General features: G+C 29.4%; 22 protein-coding genes. 3 read left to right on the top strand and 19 right to left on the bottom strand.

Annotated elements, in window-relative coordinates; all coding sequences use genetic code 11:
* Nucleotides 1-7 precede the first annotated feature (7 nt).
* On the top strand, nt 8-1,399 hold the full coding sequence (locus J2Z39_RS02700; protein WP_209813666.1) for a peptidase S41: 1,392 nt from the start codon (nt 8-10) through the stop codon (nt 1,397-1,399).
* Nucleotides 1,400-1,647: 248 nt separating this feature from the next.
* Here J2Z39_RS02700 and J2Z39_RS02695 read toward each other — a convergent pair whose 3' ends face one another.
* From J2Z39_RS02695 to J2Z39_RS02655, 9 genes are all read right to left on the bottom strand, one after another.
* Complete coding sequence (locus J2Z39_RS02695; protein ID WP_209813664.1) at nt 1,648-2,844, bottom strand: YrzE family protein; 1,197 nt, start codon at nt 2,842-2,844, stop codon at nt 1,648-1,650.
* Nucleotides 2,845-2,940: 96 nt separating this feature from the next.
* Nucleotides 2,941-3,486 carry an HdeD family acid-resistance protein gene (locus J2Z39_RS02690; protein WP_117520993.1) on the bottom strand — a complete coding sequence of 182 codons (546 nt, stop codon included), beginning with the start codon at nt 3,484-3,486 and terminating at the stop codon, nt 2,941-2,943.
* A gap of 11 nt (nt 3,487-3,497) precedes the next feature.
* Nucleotides 3,498-4,424, bottom strand: a complete 927-nt coding sequence (locus tag J2Z39_RS02685; protein ID WP_209813662.1) for a hypothetical protein — start codon at nt 4,422-4,424, stop codon at nt 3,498-3,500.
* Nucleotides 4,425-4,434: 10 nt separating this feature from the next.
* On the bottom strand, nt 4,435-4,929 hold the full coding sequence (locus J2Z39_RS02680) for a macro domain-containing protein (protein WP_209813660.1): 495 nt from the start codon (nt 4,927-4,929) through the stop codon (nt 4,435-4,437).
* 47 nt (nt 4,930-4,976) lie between these two features.
* Nucleotides 4,977-5,993, bottom strand: coding sequence for a transglutaminase domain-containing protein (locus J2Z39_RS02675; RefSeq protein ID WP_209813659.1), 1,017 nt, complete (start codon nt 5,991-5,993; stop codon nt 4,977-4,979).
* A gap of 84 nt (nt 5,994-6,077) precedes the next feature.
* Complete coding sequence (locus tag J2Z39_RS02670; protein ID WP_209813656.1) at nt 6,078-8,189, bottom strand: DEAD/DEAH box helicase; 2,112 nt, start codon at nt 8,187-8,189, stop codon at nt 6,078-6,080.
* A complete protein-coding gene (locus J2Z39_RS02665) occupies nt 8,186-9,511 on the bottom strand; it encodes an ATP-binding protein (protein ID WP_342589588.1) in 1,326 nt (441 codons plus the stop codon). Before J2Z39_RS02665 ends, J2Z39_RS02670 begins: the two co-directional genes overlap by 4 nt.
* A complete protein-coding gene (locus J2Z39_RS02660; RefSeq protein ID WP_209813655.1) occupies nt 9,495-11,228 on the bottom strand; it encodes a tellurite resistance TerB C-terminal domain-containing protein in 1,734 nt (577 codons plus the stop codon). Before J2Z39_RS02660 ends, J2Z39_RS02665 begins: the two co-directional genes overlap by 17 nt.
* Before the next feature lie 288 nt (nt 11,229-11,516).
* Complete coding sequence (locus tag J2Z39_RS02655; RefSeq protein WP_117520981.1) at nt 11,517-12,371, bottom strand: fructosamine kinase family protein; 855 nt, start codon at nt 12,369-12,371, stop codon at nt 11,517-11,519.
* Between the two features lie 189 nt (nt 12,372-12,560).
* Between J2Z39_RS02655 and J2Z39_RS02650 the strand changes: the two genes are divergently transcribed.
* Entirely contained in the window at nt 12,561-12,854 is a 294-nt protein-coding gene (locus J2Z39_RS02650) for a hypothetical protein (RefSeq protein ID WP_117520979.1), read from the top strand.
* A gap of 53 nt (nt 12,855-12,907) precedes the next feature.
* Here J2Z39_RS02650 and J2Z39_RS08585 read toward each other — a convergent pair whose 3' ends face one another.
* The 6 genes from J2Z39_RS08585 to J2Z39_RS02620 all read right to left on the bottom strand — a co-directional run bounded on the left by J2Z39_RS08585 (nt 12,908) and on the right by J2Z39_RS02620 (nt 16,849).
* Nucleotides 12,908-13,462, bottom strand: a complete 555-nt coding sequence (locus tag J2Z39_RS08585; RefSeq protein WP_209813653.1) for a CapA family protein — start codon at nt 13,460-13,462, stop codon at nt 12,908-12,910.
* A gap of 2 nt (nt 13,463-13,464) precedes the next feature.
* Nucleotides 13,465-14,067 (bottom strand): CapA family protein, encoded by a 603-nt coding sequence (locus J2Z39_RS08580; RefSeq protein WP_209813651.1) that lies wholly within the window; start codon nt 14,065-14,067, stop codon nt 13,465-13,467.
* 158 nt (nt 14,068-14,225) lie between these two features.
* Nucleotides 14,226-14,486 carry a hypothetical protein gene (locus tag J2Z39_RS02635; RefSeq protein ID WP_245325672.1) on the bottom strand — a complete coding sequence of 87 codons (261 nt, stop codon included), beginning with the start codon at nt 14,484-14,486 and terminating at the stop codon, nt 14,226-14,228.
* Nucleotides 14,487-14,568: 82 nt separating this feature from the next.
* Nucleotides 14,569-15,213: a pyroglutamyl-peptidase I gene (gene pcp / locus J2Z39_RS02630; RefSeq protein ID WP_209813649.1), complete on the bottom strand. Its 645-nt coding sequence runs from the start codon at nt 15,211-15,213 to the stop codon at nt 14,569-14,571.
* A gap of 26 nt (nt 15,214-15,239) precedes the next feature.
* Nucleotides 15,240-16,184 carry a DUF979 domain-containing protein gene (locus J2Z39_RS02625; protein ID WP_245325671.1) on the bottom strand — a complete coding sequence of 315 codons (945 nt, stop codon included), beginning with the start codon at nt 16,182-16,184 and terminating at the stop codon, nt 15,240-15,242.
* Nucleotides 16,184-16,849, bottom strand: coding sequence for a DUF969 domain-containing protein (locus J2Z39_RS02620; RefSeq protein ID WP_209813647.1), 666 nt, complete (start codon nt 16,847-16,849; stop codon nt 16,184-16,186). Before J2Z39_RS02620 ends, J2Z39_RS02625 begins: the two co-directional genes overlap by 1 nt.
* Before the next feature lie 239 nt (nt 16,850-17,088).
* Here J2Z39_RS02620 and J2Z39_RS02615 point away from each other — a divergent pair, with 239 nt between their 5' ends.
* On the top strand, nt 17,089-17,385 hold the full coding sequence (locus J2Z39_RS02615; protein WP_209813645.1) for a rhodanese-like domain-containing protein: 297 nt from the start codon (nt 17,089-17,091) through the stop codon (nt 17,383-17,385).
* A 21-nt stretch (nt 17,386-17,406) separates the two neighbouring features.
* Here J2Z39_RS02615 and J2Z39_RS02610 read toward each other — a convergent pair whose 3' ends face one another.
* The 4 genes from J2Z39_RS02610 to J2Z39_RS02595 are packed head-to-tail and all read right to left on the bottom strand — an operon-like array spanning nt 17,407 to nt 21,993.
* Entirely contained in the window at nt 17,407-18,417 is a 1,011-nt protein-coding gene (locus J2Z39_RS02610) for an alpha/beta fold hydrolase (protein WP_117520970.1), read from the bottom strand.
* Nucleotides 18,414-18,623: a cold-shock protein gene (locus tag J2Z39_RS02605; protein ID WP_117520968.1), complete on the bottom strand. Its 210-nt coding sequence runs from the start codon at nt 18,621-18,623 to the stop codon at nt 18,414-18,416. Before J2Z39_RS02605 ends, J2Z39_RS02610 begins: the two co-directional genes overlap by 4 nt.
* Entirely contained in the window at nt 18,620-19,354 is a 735-nt protein-coding gene (locus tag J2Z39_RS02600) for a class I SAM-dependent DNA methyltransferase (RefSeq protein WP_117520966.1), read from the bottom strand. Before J2Z39_RS02600 ends, J2Z39_RS02605 begins: the two co-directional genes overlap by 4 nt.
* Nucleotides 19,354-21,993 (bottom strand): valine--tRNA ligase, encoded by a 2,640-nt coding sequence (locus tag J2Z39_RS02595; RefSeq protein WP_209813642.1) that lies wholly within the window; start codon nt 21,991-21,993, stop codon nt 19,354-19,356. Before J2Z39_RS02595 ends, J2Z39_RS02600 begins: the two co-directional genes overlap by 1 nt.
* Between the last annotated feature and the right edge of the window lie 208 nt (nt 21,994-22,201).

Raw genomic sequence — 22,201 nt, 5'->3', positions numbered from 1 at the left:
GAAAATTATGACAAAGAAAAATAATAATAAATCTAAAAGCAATAATAGATCTCATAAAAAAAAAGTTAATGCTAAAAATAGATCTAATATTAATTCTTCTTCAGTAAGTGAGAGAGCAAAGAGAAAAAGAGCTCAAAAAAAGAAAAAGTATAGAAGAAGAAGAATTTTAGTTGGTATAATAGCTATAGCTATTTTACTACTAATTATTAGTTTAATCTCAAATGCTATAAATGCTTATAAGATAATGGGTTATCCAAAATTTAGAGATGAAGTTTTAAATAAAATGTCAAATGAAGTATTCGTCTCTTCATCCGATGGCAGATCATTAAGCTCAGCAGAAAAAGTTACTGACTTTGATGACTTATATAAAACCATTGAGAGAAATTATGCTGTAGATAATGAAAATAAAGAAAATTTCCAAAAATTTATAAAAGATTACAATTCATATCGCAAAAAAGTTTATAGCTCAAAAACAGATCAAGAATACTTTAAAATCTTAGACCAATATATATCTATACTAGATGATAGTAGAACCTTTATTTTAGATAAAGAAACATATGATCACCTATTTAATTACTATAGAAAAGACTCCAAATCTTACAGAAATAAGATACTAGGCAATCCACAAGCTGTAGATAGGTATAAAAGACTAATTGCAGATCCTAAAAAAATAAAGCCATCTATGAGTGTATCAATTGAAAAAGAAAAAATCTTAAGGATTGCATTACCCGATTTTAAAGCAGATGAATTTGATAAGGACTTGAAAACAATCGTAGATTTACTATTAGACAATCCACCTATAGACACAGTTTTATTGGACTTGTCTAATAATAACTCAATAGATAATATATATCCAAGCAAACTAGCCCAAATGCTTATTCATCAAGATTATGAAGAATCTAATTTAATATTTTATAGAGGAAAATTAATGAAAAGTAGTTTAGAGTCAATAAAATCAAATCAAAGCACTAGCTACTCTACCCCATTTGTAAAAAATGATGTAAGCAAATATCCTAATGAAATTGAAAATATAAATTTAGATGATTATCTGTACTATGATGAAGTAAGTCATAAGATAGAAAAAAATAATGATTTTTCTGATAGAAAAATCTATGTATTGACAAATGAATATACATCTAACGAAGCTATAAAATTAGCAGATATTCTTAAAGATAGCGATGCATATGTAGTTAAAAATGGATTAGAAGCAAATAATACTTATAAAGATGTAATTTATAACATGAGAAGCGATTTATACGTACTAGAGCATTCTGGACTCATTTTATCTTTAAATAGTGCCTATAGCAAAAATGAATCAGAAGAAAATAAATATTTAAAATATGACCAGAAAATAAACTCAAAAGATCCAATTGAATCTATGTATGATATTATAAATTAATAAATTAAAAAAGGCTGTTGCAAAATAGATAAATCGTTCCAAAATCATTCGACCACTTTCCTAAAATTGTCTCCGTCAGTCGACGGATCATATCTAAAACTTTTAGCAGTGTGTTTAATGAGTGAACGATATATCTATTAATTTGCAACAGTAGTTTTCTTTCACTCATATTCGTTCGCTCAACTCACTTAAGTGAATAAAAAATACCAGAGATTTTAAATTCTCTGGTATAATTTTTATTACATCTATTATCTAATTGTTTCTTTTTTTACCATTTCTAAAGCTTTTTCTTCACCAAGTTTACCACCCCATGCTGATAATGCTAGAGCTACAATTAAACCTAGGAATGTTATAATAGAACCAGCTGAAAGTTTATTGGAAGTATCTTCTGCTCCTGTTTTTACACTATCAACTGTATCATCAATAGTATCTTGCGCTTGGTCAGAAAGTTCTTTAACTTTTACTGATGCATCATCAAGTGTTTCTTGAGCTTGTTTGTTAGCATCTACTAAACCATCGTAGATATTATCTGTAACTTGTTCAGCTTCTTCTTGTGTAAGATCAGAATTATTAGCTACTGCATTTGCTATTGCATCTCTATCTGCTGAATCTGCGATAGTTTGAGCTCTGTTAGATAAATCTTTAGATACTCTATCAATTTCAGAATCTGCTGAATCTGGATCAAGAGCTATATTTTTAGCTGCTTCTTTAATAAGATCTTTAGATTCTTCTAATTGATTATTTAGATAATCAGGTTGTAATTCTGGTATATCAGTATCTGAAAGATACTTGTCAACATTTTCTTGAAGTTCAGTAGTATCAATATCAGTATTACTAATAGCTTCTCCTGCTTTATCAAATCCTTTACCTATATTATTGTTTGTTGATGATATAGCAGATCCAGCTACATTACCTACACCACTTGCAACATCTCCAGCAACATTTGCTGCTGTTCCTAAAACTTGAGTAATAGCATTTAATACAAGTGTTATTAAAAGTAAAAGTGTAACAGCCCATGTGATAGCTCCGTGAAGTTTACCAGATTTTCTAGCTGCATAACCTGCAATATATCCCCCTGCTAAGAATGAAAGTATTAAGGTAATCGCAGTCCATATTCCTGTTCCTACACCTACTCCATCTAGTGGATGAGCATTAGTTGGTGAGAATAAACCAAATCCTAAAGCTGCTGTTATCAAACTTAATGTTGCAAAACAAGCTGCTGCTGTAATTGCACCTGCAAGAATTGATCCCCAAGAAAGGTTTGTACCTGCTGGTAATGCAGTAGTTGCTCTTTCATAAACAGGAACGCCTTCATGAGCTCTTTCGCTTCTACGAGGATTTTTTCCTGTTTGACGATTATTTGATCTGTCAGAAGATCTTTCAACAGTTGTCTTCTCTGTTTCGAAAGTCTCTACTTTACGATCATTATTTTTTCTATCTGTCATATTTTCCTCCTTAAAAATAATAATAACAAATAAAACATATCTTGTTACTGATATTATAATACCCTAACTAAAGTATTTGAAACTATTTACTTTATATTACTTATAATTATAATATTGAAAGGCGTGCATTATTGATTTAATAGCCAAAAATAAAAAGTAAAAACCAACTAGAGTCACTATAGTAAGTGAAGCACTCATTGGATTTTTTATCATCATAAACCCTATGATTACGCCTAAAATATTTAAAATTAATAAGCTGGTCCAAATTCCATAAGCAAAGATTTTTAGTGGGCTTATTATAATTATGCCCATTATTGATGTAAATATGAACCAAATTGCAAACATATATGGTAAAGCCACAAATGTTGTCTGAATATCAACTAGTATAATGATACCTAATATTATTTGAACAATTCCAGATATGAGACTTAAATTCGTAGTATCTTTTTCATAATGCCTACTAAGCTTATTCCTTAAGTATATATCACCAATTCCTGAAAGTATTACAAATATGCCTAACAAAACCGCCATACTCATTAAACTTGCAGTCGGATCTTTAAAGGCAATGATTGCAACTATAAGGTACAAAACACCCAATATAAGGCTTTCCCAATTTATGCTACTATTTTTATGTTCTGCCATAATACTACTCCTTATCGACCTTTTAAGCTATTTTTTACTTGTCTAGCCCTTTCAATTTCACTAACCATATCTCGTCCCCCCATCATTTTCTTTATATTTTTTACATCTAAAATAATAACTTCATGGTTTAATAATTCTTCTTTACTATCTTCATCTAAATAAGAAGTATTAATTATTAATAATGGAGTTACTCCATCCATTAAATTTTCATACTGAACTAGTAATTTATTAATAAAATTCTTATCTACCACCTCTTTATAATCATAATTTTTGATATCAATAGCATATTTTTTATCACCTTTTTTAGCAAAAAGCTCAAAATCGTGGCTTCTTTGATACTTTTCTTGATAAGCTTCTATAAAATATCCGTTCTTATGAAAGGCTTTACTAATTAATTGTTGAGAATTATAGTCAAATTGAATTTTTCTAAGAGCATCTAAAAGATTATTAGGATTAAGTTTGAAAAACCCCCTATATTCAGTAATCTGTTCATTTTTTTGCAAATCAAATCCAACAACTATATTATCTATGACATTGAAATTCCCATGAGCAATAGCATTTCTTATATGTCTTAAAAGTGACATAGTTTTAGTTTCACCATTTGATATAGCCATTATTATCTTAGGGCATTTTGTACAAATTTCTTTTAGAAATGGCTTAATTACATCATATGAAATTTTTTCTGTAAAAAGTACATCTTCGTCTTTAAGATCCATAGCTTTCATAATTTCAATAAAAATAAAATCATCATATCTTGGATTAAGTAACAATTCATTCTGCTTAGATTGCTCAGACTTTATATTAGGTACATACCATAAAAGATAATATATAGCCTCTCTAAGCTCATCACTTAACTTAATAGGTACTTTTTTATGCTCAATCGAATATTCAACCTTATTTTTACATGAATCAAATTCAAATTTATCTGTAAGTTCCATAAAAAATCTTTTAATTATTAACTACTAAATCGAACATTTCTTCATCTATAATTGTTAAATAGATATCTATATCATTAGTAGCTAAAAATTCATTAATACACTCCTTTGAAATTCTTATAGCCTCTTTATATGGATACCCATATATACCTGCTGATATCAAGGGAAATGCTATAGATTTTAAATTGTATTCTTTAGCTAAATTTAATGAATTTATATATGAATTTCTCAGTAATTTCTCTGATTGCTTAGGTTTAGATGGATCATATATAGGACCTGCTGTATGAATTATATACTTTGCTTTTAAATTATAAGATTTTGTTATGACAGCTTGGCTAGTTTTTATTGGAGCTAATTTATTACATTCTTCTTGTAGGCTATTGGCACCAGCTTTACGAAAAATCGCACCACAGACTCCTCCACCCATTTGAAGAGTTGTATTAGCTGCATTTACGATAGCATCTACAGATAAATCAGTAATATCTTTGTTTATAATATCAAAACCCATTTATACCTCCAGTTAAATTTTATAATATTTGATAAAAAGATAAAGGGTTACCTAATGTATTTTTCTATATCGTTAAAAAATCTACTAATATAGTAATCTACGAATTCTCTTTTTGATCTATCAAAATAATGAAAATAATATTGTCGCCCATTGGCTACCATTCCGGTTACATCAACATAAGTCCATCTATTATTCAGTTTTATCACATTCCGCTGATGCTCTCCTGAATATCCTTCTGGTCTAGACTCAACCTTTGTGTTACCTGTTACGGAATAAGCAGGTATACCAACTCTTTGACATAGAATAGCAAAACTTTGAGCAAAGCCAGAACATTGAGATTTACCTTTGACCAAAGCTCCATACATATTATTTTCAATAAGATCATCCTCACTGGATTCAAACTGATATTCATTATTTTCAGCCAGCCACTGGGCAAAATAATATGCTTTGTCATATTGTGTATAGTAATTCTCATTTGCATAATTAACTAAGACATCTATCTGCTTTTTGACTAAGTTCTGCTCAGCAGCAGTTAAATATGTCTTAGTATTCTCTTCTATCTTAAGTCTCGGAATTAGTTTAAATGTATCTTCATTAAAAAAATAATTATAATAAATATAAGCCTCCGTATCACCCCTAGAATAAAAAGGACTTAGCAAAAATAAATCTGTTATGAAATCCATTTTATCATCAAAATCATCTTCAAGTTTCACTCTAGGATCATTAAGAGCATCATTTATTATTTCGCTAACATAAAAAGTTTTATTCTCTTTATCAAAGTATTCAACCATCATAACAGCATACTTATCTTGAGTTTCTAAATCATCAAATCTTTCTTTTATTAAAAATCCAGGTTTTATAATTTCATAATTAAGTTCTATAGGTTTAAATGATGGTTGTTTTAAAACCGGATTTTTACTTTTTTCTTCATTTATAGAAACACTATTTTCATCAACCAATTTATCACGAGATTCGGTGGTTATAGGTGGCACTCCACCTTCTTTTATGGGTTTTGCACACGATGTAAGTATTAATAAACTAATAATATATAGAAATTTTTTCATAATAATATATTTCCTTATTAGTTTTATTTTACCATATTATTGTATTAATAATATAAAAATCCTAGTGCTTACGTATTTATATTATTAAAAACTAATTTCTTCCTCGCTTATTCCTAAATATTCATAAGCTCCATGTATATCTAGTAAATTATTAATAAGGTATTTTATTCTTAATTCTAATGGTACTAATATCATATATTTGTAAGATATCAAAAAGTTTTCTAAGTAGGCTTCTCGTTTTTTTAGGAATTCAAATATTTTTTTTTCACTTATAGGATTTATTCTAATTTCATCAAAATACTTTGTAGTATCTGGACCATAAATTATGCCCTCCCTCTCATTTGCAATATAGTTAGTTGTTTCACTTGCTACATTCAACATCAAAGCAAGACTTCTATTTATCTTGCTATTTTTAAAAGTTATAAGACCGACTAAATTTTCTTTTATCACAAAGGTGTAATCCTCCTCTGTATATTCACTTGATAATTCTTCTATTGTTGAATCTACATTACTATTAAATTTAAAATCATTGGGATTTTCCAAGATATATTTCATGCGATCTCTAATTATAGTGCTAACATCTACATCTCCTGCCGAGAAGAATTTAGGAGCTTTCCCGTCGTTAGCTTTACTTACAATGATTTTCTTTTGATCTGTATACAATTTATCTATCTTCCAAACTAATCCTGCTAAGTATATATGAGCATCTACTTGTATATCAGGTCTAATATCGAGCTCTCCAATTTTGCCTTTTCCATTGTATACTGTATAAACTTGATTACTAACAAACTGATTATAAAAAGAGCCTATTCTCATTAATTTTTCTATATTAATACCTGTGATAACTTCGGTTTCTAGGATTTCTATGTACCCTTTCTCAAGCATATAATTGGTAATATCTTTAAACTCATCATCACTTATATCGGAAAAGCTTGACAAAGTTTTATTAAGATAATAATATTCCTCTTTTGCTAACCCATAGTTTTCTAAAAGTGTAGATAAGACTTGATGAGCAAATACATCATAAGCTTTTACTGTTTCATCTAGCTTATCTAGTAATTTTTCCTCATAAAGACTAATTGTTGCAATAGATTGAAGAAGATCCCAAGAAGAGGAGCATATTTGATGAAATATACTTTTACCCGTTTTTCTTCCGCTTCTACCAAGTCTTTGCGCAAGAGATAGTACAGAATTAGCTGCTCCATATTGGATTACTGAATGTACAGCACCTATATCTATTCCAAGTTCTAATGTAGAGGTTGCAGTTATTACAAAATTTTCATTTCTTGCTTCTTTGGCAAATTCTTCTATTTCTTGTCTACGATTTTTGCTTACAGATGAATGATGAGCAAATATTTTTAAATTGCTATTTTTTTCTTTTGCTATTTTCCCTAGACCTACAGCAATAGCCTCTACTCTTTCACGAGCATTTGGAAATACTATCATTGGTCCTTCTTCTGCATATTCGTAAATCTTATATATAACGTCATTTGAAATATTATCGGATTCAAAAAAATCTAATGTAATTTCTAAATCATTTGCTGACTTATCAACCAAAATATTGGTATCTCTTCCATTATTAAAAAACTTTTTTGAAAGATTGTAATTTTCTTCTCCAATAGTTGCAGAAAGTCCAATCATCCTTGGTGGATTGTATGTATATCTTAATATTCTTTCTAATAAAGACCTAAGTTGTAAGCCTCTATTCCCTATTAAAAAGCTGTGAATTTCATCTACTATTATATAGTTGACTTCGCTGAAAAGTTTACTAGCAATTTCTGATTTATCTGATAAAAGGGCTTCAATTGATTCAGGTGTTATTAAAACTATCCCTCTTGGATTAGCAATAAGCTTATCTTTTTTTGACTTACTTGCTTCTCCATGCCAAGAAGTTATTGGTATATCCATATCAAAGCACATATCACTTATTCTCTTAAACTGATCATTAATAAGAGCAATAAGTGGAGATATGTATATTATTTTGATTCCTTTCTCCCAGCTTTTAATCTTGCTTATTGCAGGCAAAAAGGCAGCTTCAGTTTTTCCTTGAGCTGTAGCTGCTGATAAAATCAAGTTATTTTCATTTGTAAAAAATGCTTTTATAGAAGCATTTTGTATTCTTGTAAGTGAAGGCCAGCCTTTTTCATGTATATAAAATCTTAACTCTCTATTTAATAAGCTATAGGCATCTGTCATATTATCTCTATCTCATCATCTAAATCATCTGGATCTTTGCTAATAGTAAGAATATCTTTAAATCTCATAGTTAAAATATCCATAATTTCATTATTAGGATTTTGTCTTTTTAGATCAAGTATTTCTATAAAATCCTTAATAACGGCACGTGGTGTTAAAAATTCATCAGCTCCTGGTCTATTAAGCTGACCCTCCATGTAAGTTATTATCTCATTCTCGCTTATAGATATAGATTCTTTATAATTTACATTATAGATATTTACTAAGTTTTCTAAAAGTGTGTATATTTCCTCATTAGTTAAGGCTTTTAGCCCCAGTACTGTCCTGTTCGTGTTAATTAGCTTATTATCCATACTTTCTTCACTACCAAGTCTGCCTTTTAGAGCTCCGTAAGATGATAAACCACGATTCTCATCAAATATAGTCTTCCTTGTTGCACCAAAATTTATAAATAAACCCTTAGCTATATTAGATTTGCATTCATTATAGATATTTAAAATTCTCTCATAATTTCTTTCACGAGTAACAGATTTAGGTAACTTATATAAATTTACTGCCTCGTCAAAATTAACTACAAATCCACTATAACTTATACCTAAAAATAATTCGCTCATATTTTTTAAAGCATCAAACCAGTTATCATCATTGATTATTTTATTTATCCCAAGAAGTTTTTTAGACTCTGTTTTAGTAGTTATATCTCCCCTAAGCCATCTTATAGCATTGGCACGGAGTATTCTATTATCTTCTATTAATCCTTCATAAAATTTAACTATAGCTTCTCCAAATTCAAAAGATAGGCCTACAGCAGAAAAATTTCCTATTGTATTTAATATTTCATTAGAAACTTCTTTTTTATAGTTACCTCCTATTATTTCAGATATTTCAACATTATTCTTATCTGCTACTATACTAAATACATCATTTAACCATTCTTCTACAATAGTATCTAAAGCATTCCCTGTTTTTACAGTTTTTGTTTTTATATTATCTATAATTTCTGTATATAAAGCTACTACTTTTCTATCATTTGCATAAAATCTTCTAGAAGGATTGAGATCTAGAGTTGATACTACAAAATTTTTTTGAATGGAAATTTGTTCTATTGTCGCTAACATAAAACTTTTGCCAGAACCAAAATCACCTACCCAGAATCTTATATCTGATCTACCATCAGCTACACTATCTAGTATTTTTATAACTTCTTCTACTTCTCTATTCCTACCAACAAGCAAATGTTGCACACCCATATTGGGTACTACACCAGCTTCTAAAGAATTTATTATTACCGATGCTTCTTTTGGATTAATCCTGATCGCCACTTACATACTCCTTTATCATATCTACATAAAAGTCGTCTATAATGACCTTATCATTTTCTATTACTAATGTTTGATCACCAATATAATCGTATAAGCTTTCATTTATTTTTCCTAAGTAAGTATTAAGAGTCATGCTATCATTTTTAGCTAGACAACTAAGTTGATCTTTTTTAATATATCCCTTACTTAAAATATCTTTTAATATATGATTATAAGTATTACGACTACATTTTTCTACATTTTCTTCTTTTTCAAATAAATCATTATCTTCATCTATTTCAAAGAATTCATTTACCATAATAACTGTCTTATTTAAGTTAGCTCTTGATATATCAATCTTTTTATTATCAACTTTTATTTTTTTTGTCTTAGCTTTATTTAGATTTTTTATCTTCGCTATTAAGTCTAAAGTTAATTCATTTTTGTTAATAAGTCGTAAGAATTCATCATAATTTTCTTCCTTAATTACCCCAAATAAAATCTTATCATGATTTCCTCTATTTATTTTTTTCTTATATAAAAAATATAAGGCTAATATTTCATCATCTTTTTTAAGTAATTCTATAAGAATTTTCTTAAAATTTTCATCATTTTCGTGTTCATACAAGACTTTAATTTTTTCACTATCAGAAAGTGTTTCAACATATCTTATAAAGTCTTTAGTTTTATTATGGTTTTTCTTAAAATATAAATCATAGGCTCTAGAAATTTTTTCTTTATCAATGTTATCTAAATAATCCTCCTGATAGTTTTCAATAAAGTCGTACATTTTTCCATTATCAAAATCTTTTATAACATCAATAGATTTTTGAGTATTTATATTAGTCAAAAACGCAAATTTATCCCTTACATTAGATTCACTAATTAAAAATATACTATCTAAGATAATCTTTGAACTTTGATAAGGACTTACAATATTTAAAAGCTTTTCTCCATCAAGATCTTTATTATTAAATATTTGCTTAACAGTTGCTAAGTACATATCCAACAAAATATCTATTATATATTGATTTTTCCAAAGAACATTGTTTCTTTTGGATATTTGGTTAATAGCTAACTCTTCTTTTTTAGAAAAATCATATTTTTCTCTCAATATTCCTTTTGGATCCCACCACATGGATACTTTATTATTATCCGTTAAGTCAAAATACTCCCTTGTTTTAATATCAGGATCTTTTAATCCTTTACTTAACTCGAGAACTCTTTTTTGTATTAATTTAACCAGCTCATTGCCAAAATGACTTTTTAAAAAATTATAAGACTTAATTGGATCTTTATTAGATAATGGGTTATAAAAATTCAATACTTGGGCTTCTGCAATTAAATAAATACTATAATATATATCATAATTAACGCCCTCTCTCCTTAGCTTGGAAGATTCCCTTGCTACTGTAGTATACTTTTTATTGAAACATTCTTCTAAGCTATCACAAAGATGAGCATACATTTTTAGACTAGCTACATTTAATTGGTTAACTTTCATAGCCTGTGATTTATAGTGTCTATCTAATTTTAAAATCCAATACTTATAATCTTTAATAACAGGTTTTCCATCAAATTTTTCTTTAGGAATATCTACTTTATCATCAAAGCTAATATCTATTACGCCTTTGGTAGAATCTTTATCAACTTTTCTCTTTATAGGAGGTCTTTTCTTTATATCTGATAAATCACTCGTTAAATCATTTATTAACTTTATAATGTCATCAAATTCCATATTAACCTCCAAATTATATTTATACTACATTATACTTCGGCATTAATAAAAATGCTTAGAAAAAAACTGCTGTATAAAGACTTAATTAGCTTATCCAGCAGTTTTTGTATATGAAATTTCTGTGATATATATACTGATTCATTGTATTAAGACTTACTGAAGCTATCTTTATTTATCATAATAAATTCTTCCATAAATGATATTGTTATTCTTATTAACAATTATAGTTTCATAAATCTCGTAAATTCCATAATAATCAAAGTATTCTACATTAGAATCAGTATTCTTCTAATGATTTAATATAAAATCTATACTCTGATTTACTGATCTTTCGTAAGTATTACCAAATTTTACTTGGTGCACCATCAAAAGATATAATCTATAAAATTCTAGTCTTAGCTCATAACCTTCATCTAGTGGATAAATTTCATCATATTCATTATAAAATTCATCAGAAAAACCACCAAAAACACTGCTAACACCTATATCAAACTCTCTATCGCCATAAAATGGACTTGGGTCAAATAAAGCAGGAGTACCATCTTCTAGGAACATATAATTACCTGCCCATAAATCTCCGTGAAGTAGAGAAGCTTCTGATTTATGATTGGACAGCTCAGCAATTATAATAGCTCTAACCTTCTTATATCTATCCAAAGAGCTACTATCCCAATAGCCTAAATCTATTAATTGTTGAGTTAACTTATTCATCCTTTGATTTATAAAAAGATCACTCCATGTATCTGTCCATTCATTAGAAAATTGAGTGTCAGAACCATTATGAGGATAATCAAAACCAAACTTATCATTTTTGCTATAATATCTATGTAGCCTTGCTACTACTTGTGCAAGTTTGCTTTGAGATCCATTTTTAGCTTCCTCTAGGAAAGATAACACTAGGTAACTATCATTATCTACATAACCATTCGCTATTACTCTCGGTGCTGGAATCCCAATTTTTTCAAATAATTTTAATCCTTCTATCTCTCCATAGTAAAAATTTTCATTAGAGTTTTCTTGAACTAGCATAAAATATATTTGATCATCTGTATATATTTTATAAGCAACATTAACATCTCCGCCATTTGCTAATCTTATATCTTTAATGTTATTGATAGGTAAATTTTCTAAAAATTTTTCCATAACTCCACCTCTTTTCATTAATATCTACTACCCTTACTTATTACTTACAAACTAAATTATTGTGTACTTTCCAACAAAAAAATAATTAATATATACTAAATCATTAATATTAATCATAAGCATATTTGACATATTACTTAACTAAGACTATAATAGATCCCGATTAAGGAATAAAAGGAGAGTATTATAATGAATAAAAAATTAATCGCATTAGCATTAGCAGGAACATTCGCATTTGCAGGATGTGGAAACAATGCTGACAAAAAAACAGAAGATACTAAAGAAGATACAAAAGTAACTGAACCAGCTGAAACTGAAGATACAAAAGACACAACAGTAACTGAACCAGAAGAAACTACTGATACAACAGAAGATAAAGCTGATGATGCTGCTGACAAAGCAGATGACGCTGCTGACAAAGCTGACGATGCTGCTGACGAAGCAGATGACGCTGCTGATACAGTAGAAAACGAAAATAAGTAATTTTTATATTATTCAAAAAAATGGATGAGAATTTCTCATCCATTTTTTGTGCCCTATTTTATAAAAGTATGCATTATATCATAATTCATATTATTTGTTAAATCCATATAATTAATATTATCCTCTGTATTTTTATATTTTTTAGTTTTACCTGTAAATTCTTCAGTAAGATAAGTTCTATTTAATAATCCGTACTCATCATATAATGACTCTGTCCATATATTATGGTAAGAAGTATTTAATATTTTACAAGCTTTATCCTTAGGACTCTTATAAATAATAGTTTCTACTAGTAGACCTTGTTCTGGTCTATAATCATTATTAAAATACTTATGATTTTGATTTGAAACTAAATTTCCTAAAGAATAATAAATCATTCCTTTCCTACCATCCTGACTAATGTATTCTTCGCGAGGTTGAATAACATGAGGGTGATTTCCTATAACCATATCTGCTCCCCAATCAATCATGGCATGAGCTAAATTTATTTGCCAACTTTCTGGATATGAGGAGTACTCTACACCCCAATGAGGATAAACCACCACAAAATCCGCACCAGCTTTTCTTATTTTTTGTATGTCATCCATTATAAGTATAGGATCAATCATATCTATCTTATTTTTTTATCCTTAGTGTTTAATAGATATTCTAAGCCGTTAATTTGCTCTGTATAAGCAAGAATTCCTACCCTAATACCATTGATATCTTTTATTAAATATTTCCTATATGGATCGATTCTGGTGCCACAATTGTCAATTCCATAACTATTCATAGCCTCTATTGTTGTATCCAAACCATCAATGCCTGTATCTAAAGCATGATTATTAGCTGTAGTTATAACATCTACTCCAATGTTTTTGAGAGATCTATATATATTTTTATCAGAATTAAAGGTTGGATAACCTGATGGCTTGTAATTAGGATTTGATGTAAATTCACAATTTACTATAAATAGATCAGAATCAGATGTAAATTCTTCTAACATTTCAAAATTTCTGTCATAGTTATAATTACCATTACCATAGCTATAGGCATATTTATCAAAGTTCAAGTGAGGCAATACATCTCCTCCAAATATAAGCTTTGCCATTTGAACTTGGTTGTAATCCTCACTTAAGTATTTTTTATTACTTATATCTTCCTTAGCATAAGCATTTGATATAAAAAATAAAAACGAAAAGAAAATAAAAATTATTTTTTTAATATATTTCATGAATACTCCTTAAATTACATATATATTAAAATAATTATAACACTCAGTAACTATATTTTTAAAAATAATACATACTTTAAAGAAAAAACCTTTATAGAATTTAAAATAATCTATAAAGGTCCTATTTAAATAATTTTATTTATAAATCTATACATAAGTTAATTATCATTTTTATCTGGATTCTTATATCCATCTTCAACAATCTTTTCCCCTTTACATGTGTTGATTCTTTTGCCTTCAAATTCTACTATGCCACAATTTTCCCCATTGCTCATAGGTACTTCATTTGCTCTTTTTTCTTCTTCTCTAAGTCTTAATCTTTCTTCTTCAACTACTTTATTATTTACAAAGTCTTCTTGATCCAAATCATCTCTTGACGTTGTATCTGTTTGATATGTTACCTTTTCTTTATTATCCATAATTTCCTCCTAATATTTGTTTTATCCATTATACCCAATTTTATTTATTGTAATAAAAAAGACCCCTAAGGGTCTCATTAATTTAATGGGTTGCACCACCTGTCACGTTTAAATCTTCTTTATCACTGTATTTTACAATAGCTCTTATTGCTGCGTTTAATCCTCTTACAATATCTTCAAGACTCATAGATGCTGTATCTTTTTTATCTACAACCTGTTCTGTCAAATAAGGTACATGAATAAAACCTGCTCTTATATTTCCATATTTTTCAGCCAAATATAAATCTTGATACATTATGTGATTGCATACAAAAGTACCAGCTGTATTTGATATGCTTGCTGGGATATTTTCTTTTTTTATTTCTTCTACCATAGCTTTTATCGGTAGTGTTGCAAAGTATGCAGGAGCTCCATCTTCTCTTATTGCCGTATCTATTGGTTGGTTACCTTCATTATCTTCTATTCTCGCATCATCTTGATTTATCGCAACTCTTTCTACTGTTATGCCGTATCTTCCACCAGCTTGTCCTACTGAAAGAACAACGTCTGGATTTATTTCTCTAATCTTTGCTTCTACAACATCTGCTGATTTTTGAAATACTGTTGGTATTTCTAGTTTTATAATCTCTGCCCCTTCAATCTCATTATCAATTCTTTTTACTGATTCAATTGCTGGATTAGTAGGTTCTCCTTCAAATGGGTCAAACCCTGTTACAAGTATTTTCATTTATTTTCTCCTTTATATAGTTAATTCTAAAAAGCCCAAAATCTCATTAATAATATATGCGCTATTACCATAACAATAGAAAATAGAGCTTGTTCTTTTAAAACTCCGTTTTTATCCTTCATTTCTAATATACCAACTGGTAATATATTGAAATTTCCAGCCATAGGTGTCAAAAGTGTTCCACAATAACCAGCTGTCATAGCAAGTGCAGCTGATATTGCAGGATCTGCTCCTTGGGCTATTACAAATGGTACCCCAATTCCTGCAGTTATAACCGTAAATGCTGCATAGGCATTTCCCATTATAGCAGTAAATATTACCATACCAAGTATATAAGCAATGGAACCTGTCCATGGATTTACAGTTGGTATCATACCTCCTATTATTGAAGCAATAACATCACCTACACCTGCTGCTGTAAAAATCGCACCTAAAGCAGCTAATAGTTGTGGTAATATAGCTACAGATCCAACCTGTTGAACCATTCTATCAGATTGTTTCATCATGCTAGAAAAGCTTGATTTAGTCATTATCATAGCGATTATTATGGCCACTATAGCAGTAAAACCTAATACTGATGCACTAGATTCTGGTATTAATTTTGCAATTATAATAGCAAGAACTGCCATCACAATAACTGGGATAAATATTTTATTCCCCAGTTTATTCGAACCTTCTACTTCAGTAGATTTGTCATTTTCTATAGATCCTTTTACAACTATTCCATTTACTAAAGATAATATTCCAATAATAACCACTAGTACTCCAGATACTACATAAGGTATCCATTTACCAAAGGCAAATAAAATTCCTAATATTATCCAAAAAATAACAGTAGTAACTTTCTTTTCATTGTCATTAGCTTTTGCTACCCTATATGCCGTATAGAAAAATTGTAATCCAATCAGTATATATATAAATTCTAAGAATCCATCAAAAAATTCTTTAGCTGGCATACCAAAAAATGTCATTACTTAGCTCCTTTCATCTTTTTATCATCAATGATATTTTTAATAATACCTAAGATTAGACATATTAAAGCTATAGGTAATGATTTTGAAGCTATATCAGCATTTGTAACAGGATACCCTAAAGTTTCCATTTGTCCTACTATAATCAACACACCTCCAGCACCTATAAAAGTATTTTGAGCAAAGAAATTACCAAAATTTTCCATAGCTGTTGCGCGTGCTTTTAATTTTTCTTTTTGTTCATCTGTTACTTGACCATTTTGTTTTTCAACCGCTGCTTCTGTCATCGGATAAATAATTGGTCTTACAAATTGTACCAAACCATATATTCTCATTGCCAAAAAACCAGCCAACTCTCTAAATAAAAGATAAACACTTAAAAGTGCCCCTGATGATAAATTCTTACGCTTTTTAACAATCTTTTCCGCAGATTGCTTTAAGCCAAACTGCTCCGATAGTCCTATTACTGGCAAAGTTATTATAAATATAGTAACTATCCTCTGTTTTACAAAATTTTCGCCTAGTATCTCTAGAAATTCAGTAAAAGGAATTCCCGCTACTAGAGCTGTTATGAATCCTGATAATATAACAGTAAATACTATATTTAGTTTAAAAATAAAACCTAATACTATTATCAGAATACCAATCAATTTTAAATATTCCATTTAATTCCTCCTTAGAATATTTATCAGTGTAAACTAAAAAATAATTAAAGTCAATGTATCATAGGTACATATCTTGATATAACATTTACAAAAATTGTCCTTAACTCAGCTAATAGTTTGCAGATATTTTTTATAATATAATTAGAAAATAAAATACAGTTTATATCTTTAAATTTTAAATACAGTCTAAAAACCTATAATTAGTTTTTAAGAAGTATAATAGTCCTAAGGAGATTATTATGTATTTTAAGCAAATTGAAGGTAAAGATTTAGAAGAAAATTTAGAATACTTTAATGTATTAGATGTAAGAACTAAAGAAGAGTTTGATAATGGTCATATAAAAAACGCTATCCATATCCCATATGATGAAGTAATTAAAAGAAAAGATGAGATACCTTTAGATAAGCCTTTGGTAATCCATTGTAGAACCAATAATAGGAGCGAATTTGCTGCTACCATGCTTATGTACGAAGGATTTTCAGATATTATTATAGCTCCTGGAGTTGAATTATATGATTATAAGTTAGAAAAATAAAGCTCCATTTGGGAGCTTTATTTACTCGTCAAGAAAATCTAAAATGTCGTTATAAACAATCTCATTTTCTTTTTCATTTAGTATTTCATGTTTCATATGAGGATATACTATATTTTCTATATGACTGTATCCAGCTTTTTCTAATATTTCAAAGGTAGATTCTAAACCCTTAGTTGAGCCTGTTACAATATCATCTTCACCCGTTACTGAAAGTATAGATAGATTCGGGTTATACGTATTATATCTAGATACTTTTGCCATCTTTTTATTAAGATCGATTATTACGGCTACATATCTTTCTAAAAATGTTTTTATTCTCATTGGATCATTTCTTTTTTCTATAACATTATCCATATTATATGAAATCCAAGTATCATCATCTTCTCCACCAGGTAGTAATGGAGTCATTATGCTAGGTTGATAACCTCTTGAAAAAAATGAAATTATATTTGCAAAGAATAATCCAACTCCAGCTATATTACTGCGTTCCACCGTTCCAGATAGAACTAACTTTTCTATAGTATCATCATAGCTTTGTACATACATACGAGCAATCATTGATCCCATAGAGTGACCTATCATACATACCTTAAGTCCTGGATGAGTTTGTCTCATAAAGGTATTTACTGCATAAGTATCATCAACCAGCTCTTCTGATAAACTCATATAACCATTAGGATACTTTTCTGAAATACTCTTACCATGCCCTCTATGATCGTGAGCAACTACTGTATATCCACTAGCTACCAGATATTTAATAAAGTTTAAATAATTGTATGAATGCTCAGCCATACCATGTACGATTTGGACAATAGCTTTAGGATTATCAGCTTCATAGATCCTTACAAATATATCATGCCCATCAGTATTAGTTAGGTAAACTTCTGTGTGATCCTCTAGATCACGTGAATTTCTTACAAAGAATTTACTCCCATTTCTTATGGATTTATAATCATTAGTCTTTTTTAAATAATATAATTGTGGGATAAATAAAACTATAAGTAAGATTGTTACAACCCAAGGAGTCATCATATTCCCTCATCTTTCTTAACTTCTACAGCTGATAGACCTCTCGGTGCATCTTCTCTTTCAAAGACCACCCTATCTCCATTATTAAGTTTCTTATATTCATCATCAGAAATAATATTTGTATAGTGAACAAAATAGTCTTCTCCACTATCCGACTCTATAAATCCATAACCTTTCTTATTATCAAAAAATTTTACGAATCCTTTCATCTTTCTTTCCTCACTGCTTGGTATAATATCCTCAGAGTATCATCTTTAACATTTCCCATACTATCCTCGTCAAATACTTCTATATCAGAAAAACCAACTTTTTCTACCAAATCTTTTATAAAATATCTTTCATAAACTCTTTCTTGTTGATATTCATATATTCTATTGTACTTTCCATCTTCATCTTCTATGAAAAAATTAAGATGCATATCAACAAGATCATCTTCCATGAAGTTATCCCATGTATAGAATATATCTTCATATTCATATACATAACAATTGGATCCAAAGATTTCTCTCATCTTATATTCTGAATTAATATCAAATACTAAAAGTCCACCTAGCTTAAGATTTTTATAGCAATTAGCAAATAACTTCTCTAAATCCTTTGGGTTTGTAACATAATTTATAGAGTCTAAAAGTATGACTATCAAATCGTAAGCTCCCGGATTTTCAAATTCTACCATATCATAATAAATCAAATTTACATTATTTGGATTATAATTATTGGCAAATACATTTAACATATCGGTAGATAGGTCTAAGGCATCTATACTCTCAAATTCATCAAAGAAAAATCTAGTAAGCATGCCAGAGCCCGCGGCAAGCTCTAGCATATTTTTTCTATCAATATTATTTTTATCACAAAGATCTAGGATATTCTTTGCATATCTATCATATGCTAAGTCAAAGCTTAATTTATCATATATATAAGAAAAATCTTCGTACATTACTTATCCTTAATTTCATCTAAAGAATATTGAGTTTTTTCTAATAGATCTTTATAGTTATCTAGTTTTTCACGTTCTTTATTCACAACAGATTCTGGAGCCTTGCTTACAAAGTTTTCATTATTTAACTTACCACTAGCTCTTTTAATCTCTCCTTCAAGTCTTTTTATTTCGTCCTTAAGTCTTTTGCGTTCTTGCTCATAATCCATAAGATCATCTAGACTCATTAGAACACTAAATTCGTTAAATACAAGATTTACTAAATTTTCTTTATTTCCAGTATATTCATCTTTAAGGTAAACATTTACTTCATTGGAATTAGCAAGATTTACAAATTGACCTTTTAAGCCATCTAATAAATCTTTATATTCTTGATTTTCTGCTAAAATAATTAAATCTTGTTTTTTCTTAGCACCTACATTTAAAGTAGCTCTTTGATTCCTTATAGCTGTTATAGCTTCTATAGCTGAATTTACTGTGGATTCTTCGCTAGCAAATTCAAATTCTTCTCTAAATCTTGGCCACTTTTCCACTATAAGCATATCCTTTTTATCAGGTAAAGAGCTGTATATTTCCTCTGTTATAAACGGCATAAACGGATGTAGCAAAGCTATCATCTTGTTTAATACATAAAGCAACACTTTTTTAACATCAGATTTTTCTTTTTCGTCATCACCATTTAAACGAAGTTTAGCAAATTCTATATACCAATCGCAGTATTCCTCCCATATAAAATTTTCTATTCTACTTGCAGCAAGACCTATCTCATATTTTTCTAGATTTCTGCTAACTTCTTCTATTACATTATTTAATCTTTTTAATATCCATTTATCTTCTAAAGCCAACTCTGTATTATCGTCAAATACTAAGTCATCATCTTCGTCTATATTCATAAGAACAAATCTAGTAGCATTCCATAGTTTATTGGCAAAATTACGACTTGCTATTATTCTATTTTCATCATATCGCATATCATTTCCTGGGCTATTTCCTGTTATTAAAGTAAATCTAAGTGCATCTGCCCCATATTGATTAACTACATCTATAGGATCTACACCATTTCCTAAAGACTTACTCATCTTTCTACCTTGTGGATCACGGATAAGTCCTGTAAATAGTACGTGATTAAAAGGAAGCTTACCTGTAGTATAAATAGATGCAAACACCATTCTTATAACCCAGAAAAATATTATGTCATATCCAGTTACTAGAATATCGGTTGGGAAGAAATAGTCTAATTTTTCATTTTCTATTGGCCAACCTAATGTTGCAAATGGCCATAGTGCTGATGAAAACCATGTATCAAGTGTATCTTCTTCTTGAGTCACATGTACTCCATTGAGTTTTCCTTCTTCATCTGGGTCTTCCTCAGAAACAATTATCTCCCCATCATCTGTATAATAAACTGGTAGTCTGTGTCCCCACCATAATTGACGTGATATAGTCCAATCTCTAATATTATTTAGCCAGTTCATATAAGTTTTTCCTAAAGAATCTGGAATCAATTCTAATTCTTCTGACCTATAAGCATCTATAGCAAGCTGCGCTAAACGATCCATCTTCACAAACCATTGTTTAGATATAAGTGGCTCTATAACTACATTTGTTCTTTCACTATAACCAACAGCATGGGTTAAAGTCTCTATTTTTTCTAGATATCCTTCATCTTCTAATTGTTCAACAAGAAGTTTACGAGCTTCATATCTATCTAAACCAGAATATTTTCCATAGCCTTCTACTACATGAGCCTTACTGTCAATAACAATACATTGGCCTAGATTATGGCGAGCACCTACTTCAAAGTCATTAGGATCATGGCTTGGAGTTATTTTTACACAACCTGTACCATATTCCATATCCACATAGGAGTCTTCTATTAAAGGGATTTTTCTCCCTATTATAGGTAATACTAGATTTTCACCGATTTTATCTTTAAATCTTGGATCTTCTGGATTAACTGCTACTGCTAAGTCACCAAACATAGTTTCTGGACGAGTAGTAGCTATAGTAATGTATTCGTCGCTATCTTCAAAGAAGTATTTGATATACCACAAGTTGCCTTCTTTTTCTACATGGTAAACTTCTGCATCTGATATAGCAGTCTCTGCTTCAGGATCCCAGTTTATAATCCTATCACCTTGATAGATCAAACCATCATCATACATCTTCTTAAATACATGCTTTACTGCCCTTGTCAAATTTTCATCCATAGTGAAACTATCAGCATCCCAATCACAAGATACGCCTATAGTTCTTAATTGTTTTTTTATAGTTCCACCATATTCATCAGTCCAAGCCCATGCTTCTTCTAAAAACTTTTCACGCCCCAATTCTTTTTTAGTATGGCCTTGACTTCTAATCTTATTTACTACTTTAGCTTCTGTAGAAATTGATGCATGATCAGTACCTGGTATCCATAAAGCTTCAAAACCTGCCATCCTCTTATAGCGAATAATAATATCTTGAATAGTATTATTTAATGCATGCCCTAAGTGCAATTGTCCAGTAACATTGGGCGGAGGCATAACTATTGTAAAAGGCTTCTTATCCTTAATTACATCTGCATGAAAGTAACCACCATCTTCCCATTTTTTGTATATTTCATTTTCAAATTCACTAGGATTATATTTTGTATCCATATTTTCTCCTTTACTAAAAAAGGTGGCAAAGCAATAGCTCTAGGACGAGTTATCGCGTTACCACCTAAATTTCTTTTATAAAAAGACTCTCTTTCGTACTAATGCGTACCACACGAAATATAAATAAAAGCAACCTTCAAAAGCTTATAATAAAGATTTACACCAACCATCTTCTCTCTTAAAATACTTACCTTTTACTCCTCTTTTA

It is taken from the genome of Anaerococcus nagyae, assembly GCF_017874535.1.
GTDB lineage: Bacteria > Bacillota > Clostridia > Tissierellales > Peptoniphilaceae > Anaerococcus > Anaerococcus nagyae.
The sequence above is the reverse complement of the archived record's forward strand: the minus strand, read 5'-3'. Positions and strand labels throughout refer to the sequence as shown.

Bases quoted from the DNA above. Each gene is read 5' to 3' on its own strand.
- J2Z39_RS02700 (WP_209813666.1), top strand. From the start codon at position 8: ATGACAAAGAAAAATAATAATAAATCTAAAAGCAATAATAGATCTCAT.
- J2Z39_RS02695 (WP_209813664.1), bottom strand. From the start codon at position 2,844: ATGACAGATAGAAAAAATAATGATCGTAAAGTAGAGACTTTCGAAACA.
- J2Z39_RS02690 (WP_117520993.1), bottom strand. From the start codon at position 3,486: ATGGCAGAACATAAAAATAGTAGCATAAATTGGGAAAGCCTTATATTG.
- J2Z39_RS02685 (WP_209813662.1), bottom strand. From the start codon at position 4,424: ATGGAACTTACAGATAAATTTGAATTTGATTCATGTAAAAATAAGGTT.
- J2Z39_RS02680 (WP_209813660.1), bottom strand. From the start codon at position 4,929: ATGGGTTTTGATATTATAAACAAAGATATTACTGATTTATCTGTAGAT.
- J2Z39_RS02675 (WP_209813659.1), bottom strand. From the start codon at position 5,993: ATGAAAAAATTTCTATATATTATTAGTTTATTAATACTTACATCGTGT.
- J2Z39_RS02670 (WP_209813656.1), bottom strand. From the start codon at position 8,189: ATGACAGATGCCTATAGCTTATTAAATAGAGAGTTAAGATTTTATATA.
- J2Z39_RS02660 (WP_209813655.1), bottom strand. From the start codon at position 11,228: ATGGAATTTGATGACATTATAAAGTTAATAAATGATTTAACGAGTGAT.
- J2Z39_RS02655 (WP_117520981.1), bottom strand. From the start codon at position 12,371: ATGGAAAAATTTTTAGAAAATTTACCTATCAATAACATTAAAGATATA.
- J2Z39_RS02650 (WP_117520979.1), top strand. From the start codon at position 12,561: ATGAATAAAAAATTAATCGCATTAGCATTAGCAGGAACATTCGCATTT.
- J2Z39_RS08585 (WP_209813653.1), bottom strand. From the start codon at position 13,462: ATGATTGATCCTATACTTATAATGGATGACATACAAAAAATAAGAAAA.
- J2Z39_RS08580 (WP_209813651.1), bottom strand. From the start codon at position 14,067: ATGAAATATATTAAAAAAATAATTTTTATTTTCTTTTCGTTTTTATTT.
- J2Z39_RS02635 (WP_245325672.1), bottom strand. From the start codon at position 14,486: ATGGATAATAAAGAAAAGGTAACATATCAAACAGATACAACGTCAAGA.
- pcp (WP_209813649.1), bottom strand. From the start codon at position 15,213: ATGAAAATACTTGTAACAGGGTTTGACCCATTTGAAGGAGAACCTACT.
- J2Z39_RS02625 (WP_245325671.1), bottom strand. From the start codon at position 16,184: ATGACATTTTTTGGTATGCCAGCTAAAGAATTTTTTGATGGATTCTTA.
- J2Z39_RS02620 (WP_209813647.1), bottom strand. From the start codon at position 16,849: ATGGAATATTTAAAATTGATTGGTATTCTGATAATAGTATTAGGTTTT.
- J2Z39_RS02615 (WP_209813645.1), top strand. From the start codon at position 17,089: ATGTATTTTAAGCAAATTGAAGGTAAAGATTTAGAAGAAAATTTAGAA.
- J2Z39_RS02610 (WP_117520970.1), bottom strand. From the start codon at position 18,417: ATGATGACTCCTTGGGTTGTAACAATCTTACTTATAGTTTTATTTATC.
- J2Z39_RS02605 (WP_117520968.1), bottom strand. From the start codon at position 18,623: ATGAAAGGATTCGTAAAATTTTTTGATAATAAGAAAGGTTATGGATTT.
- J2Z39_RS02600 (WP_117520966.1), bottom strand. From the start codon at position 19,354: ATGTACGAAGATTTTTCTTATATATATGATAAATTAAGCTTTGACTTA.
- J2Z39_RS02595 (WP_209813642.1), bottom strand. From the start codon at position 21,993: ATGGATACAAAATATAATCCTAGTGAATTTGAAAATGAAATATACAAA.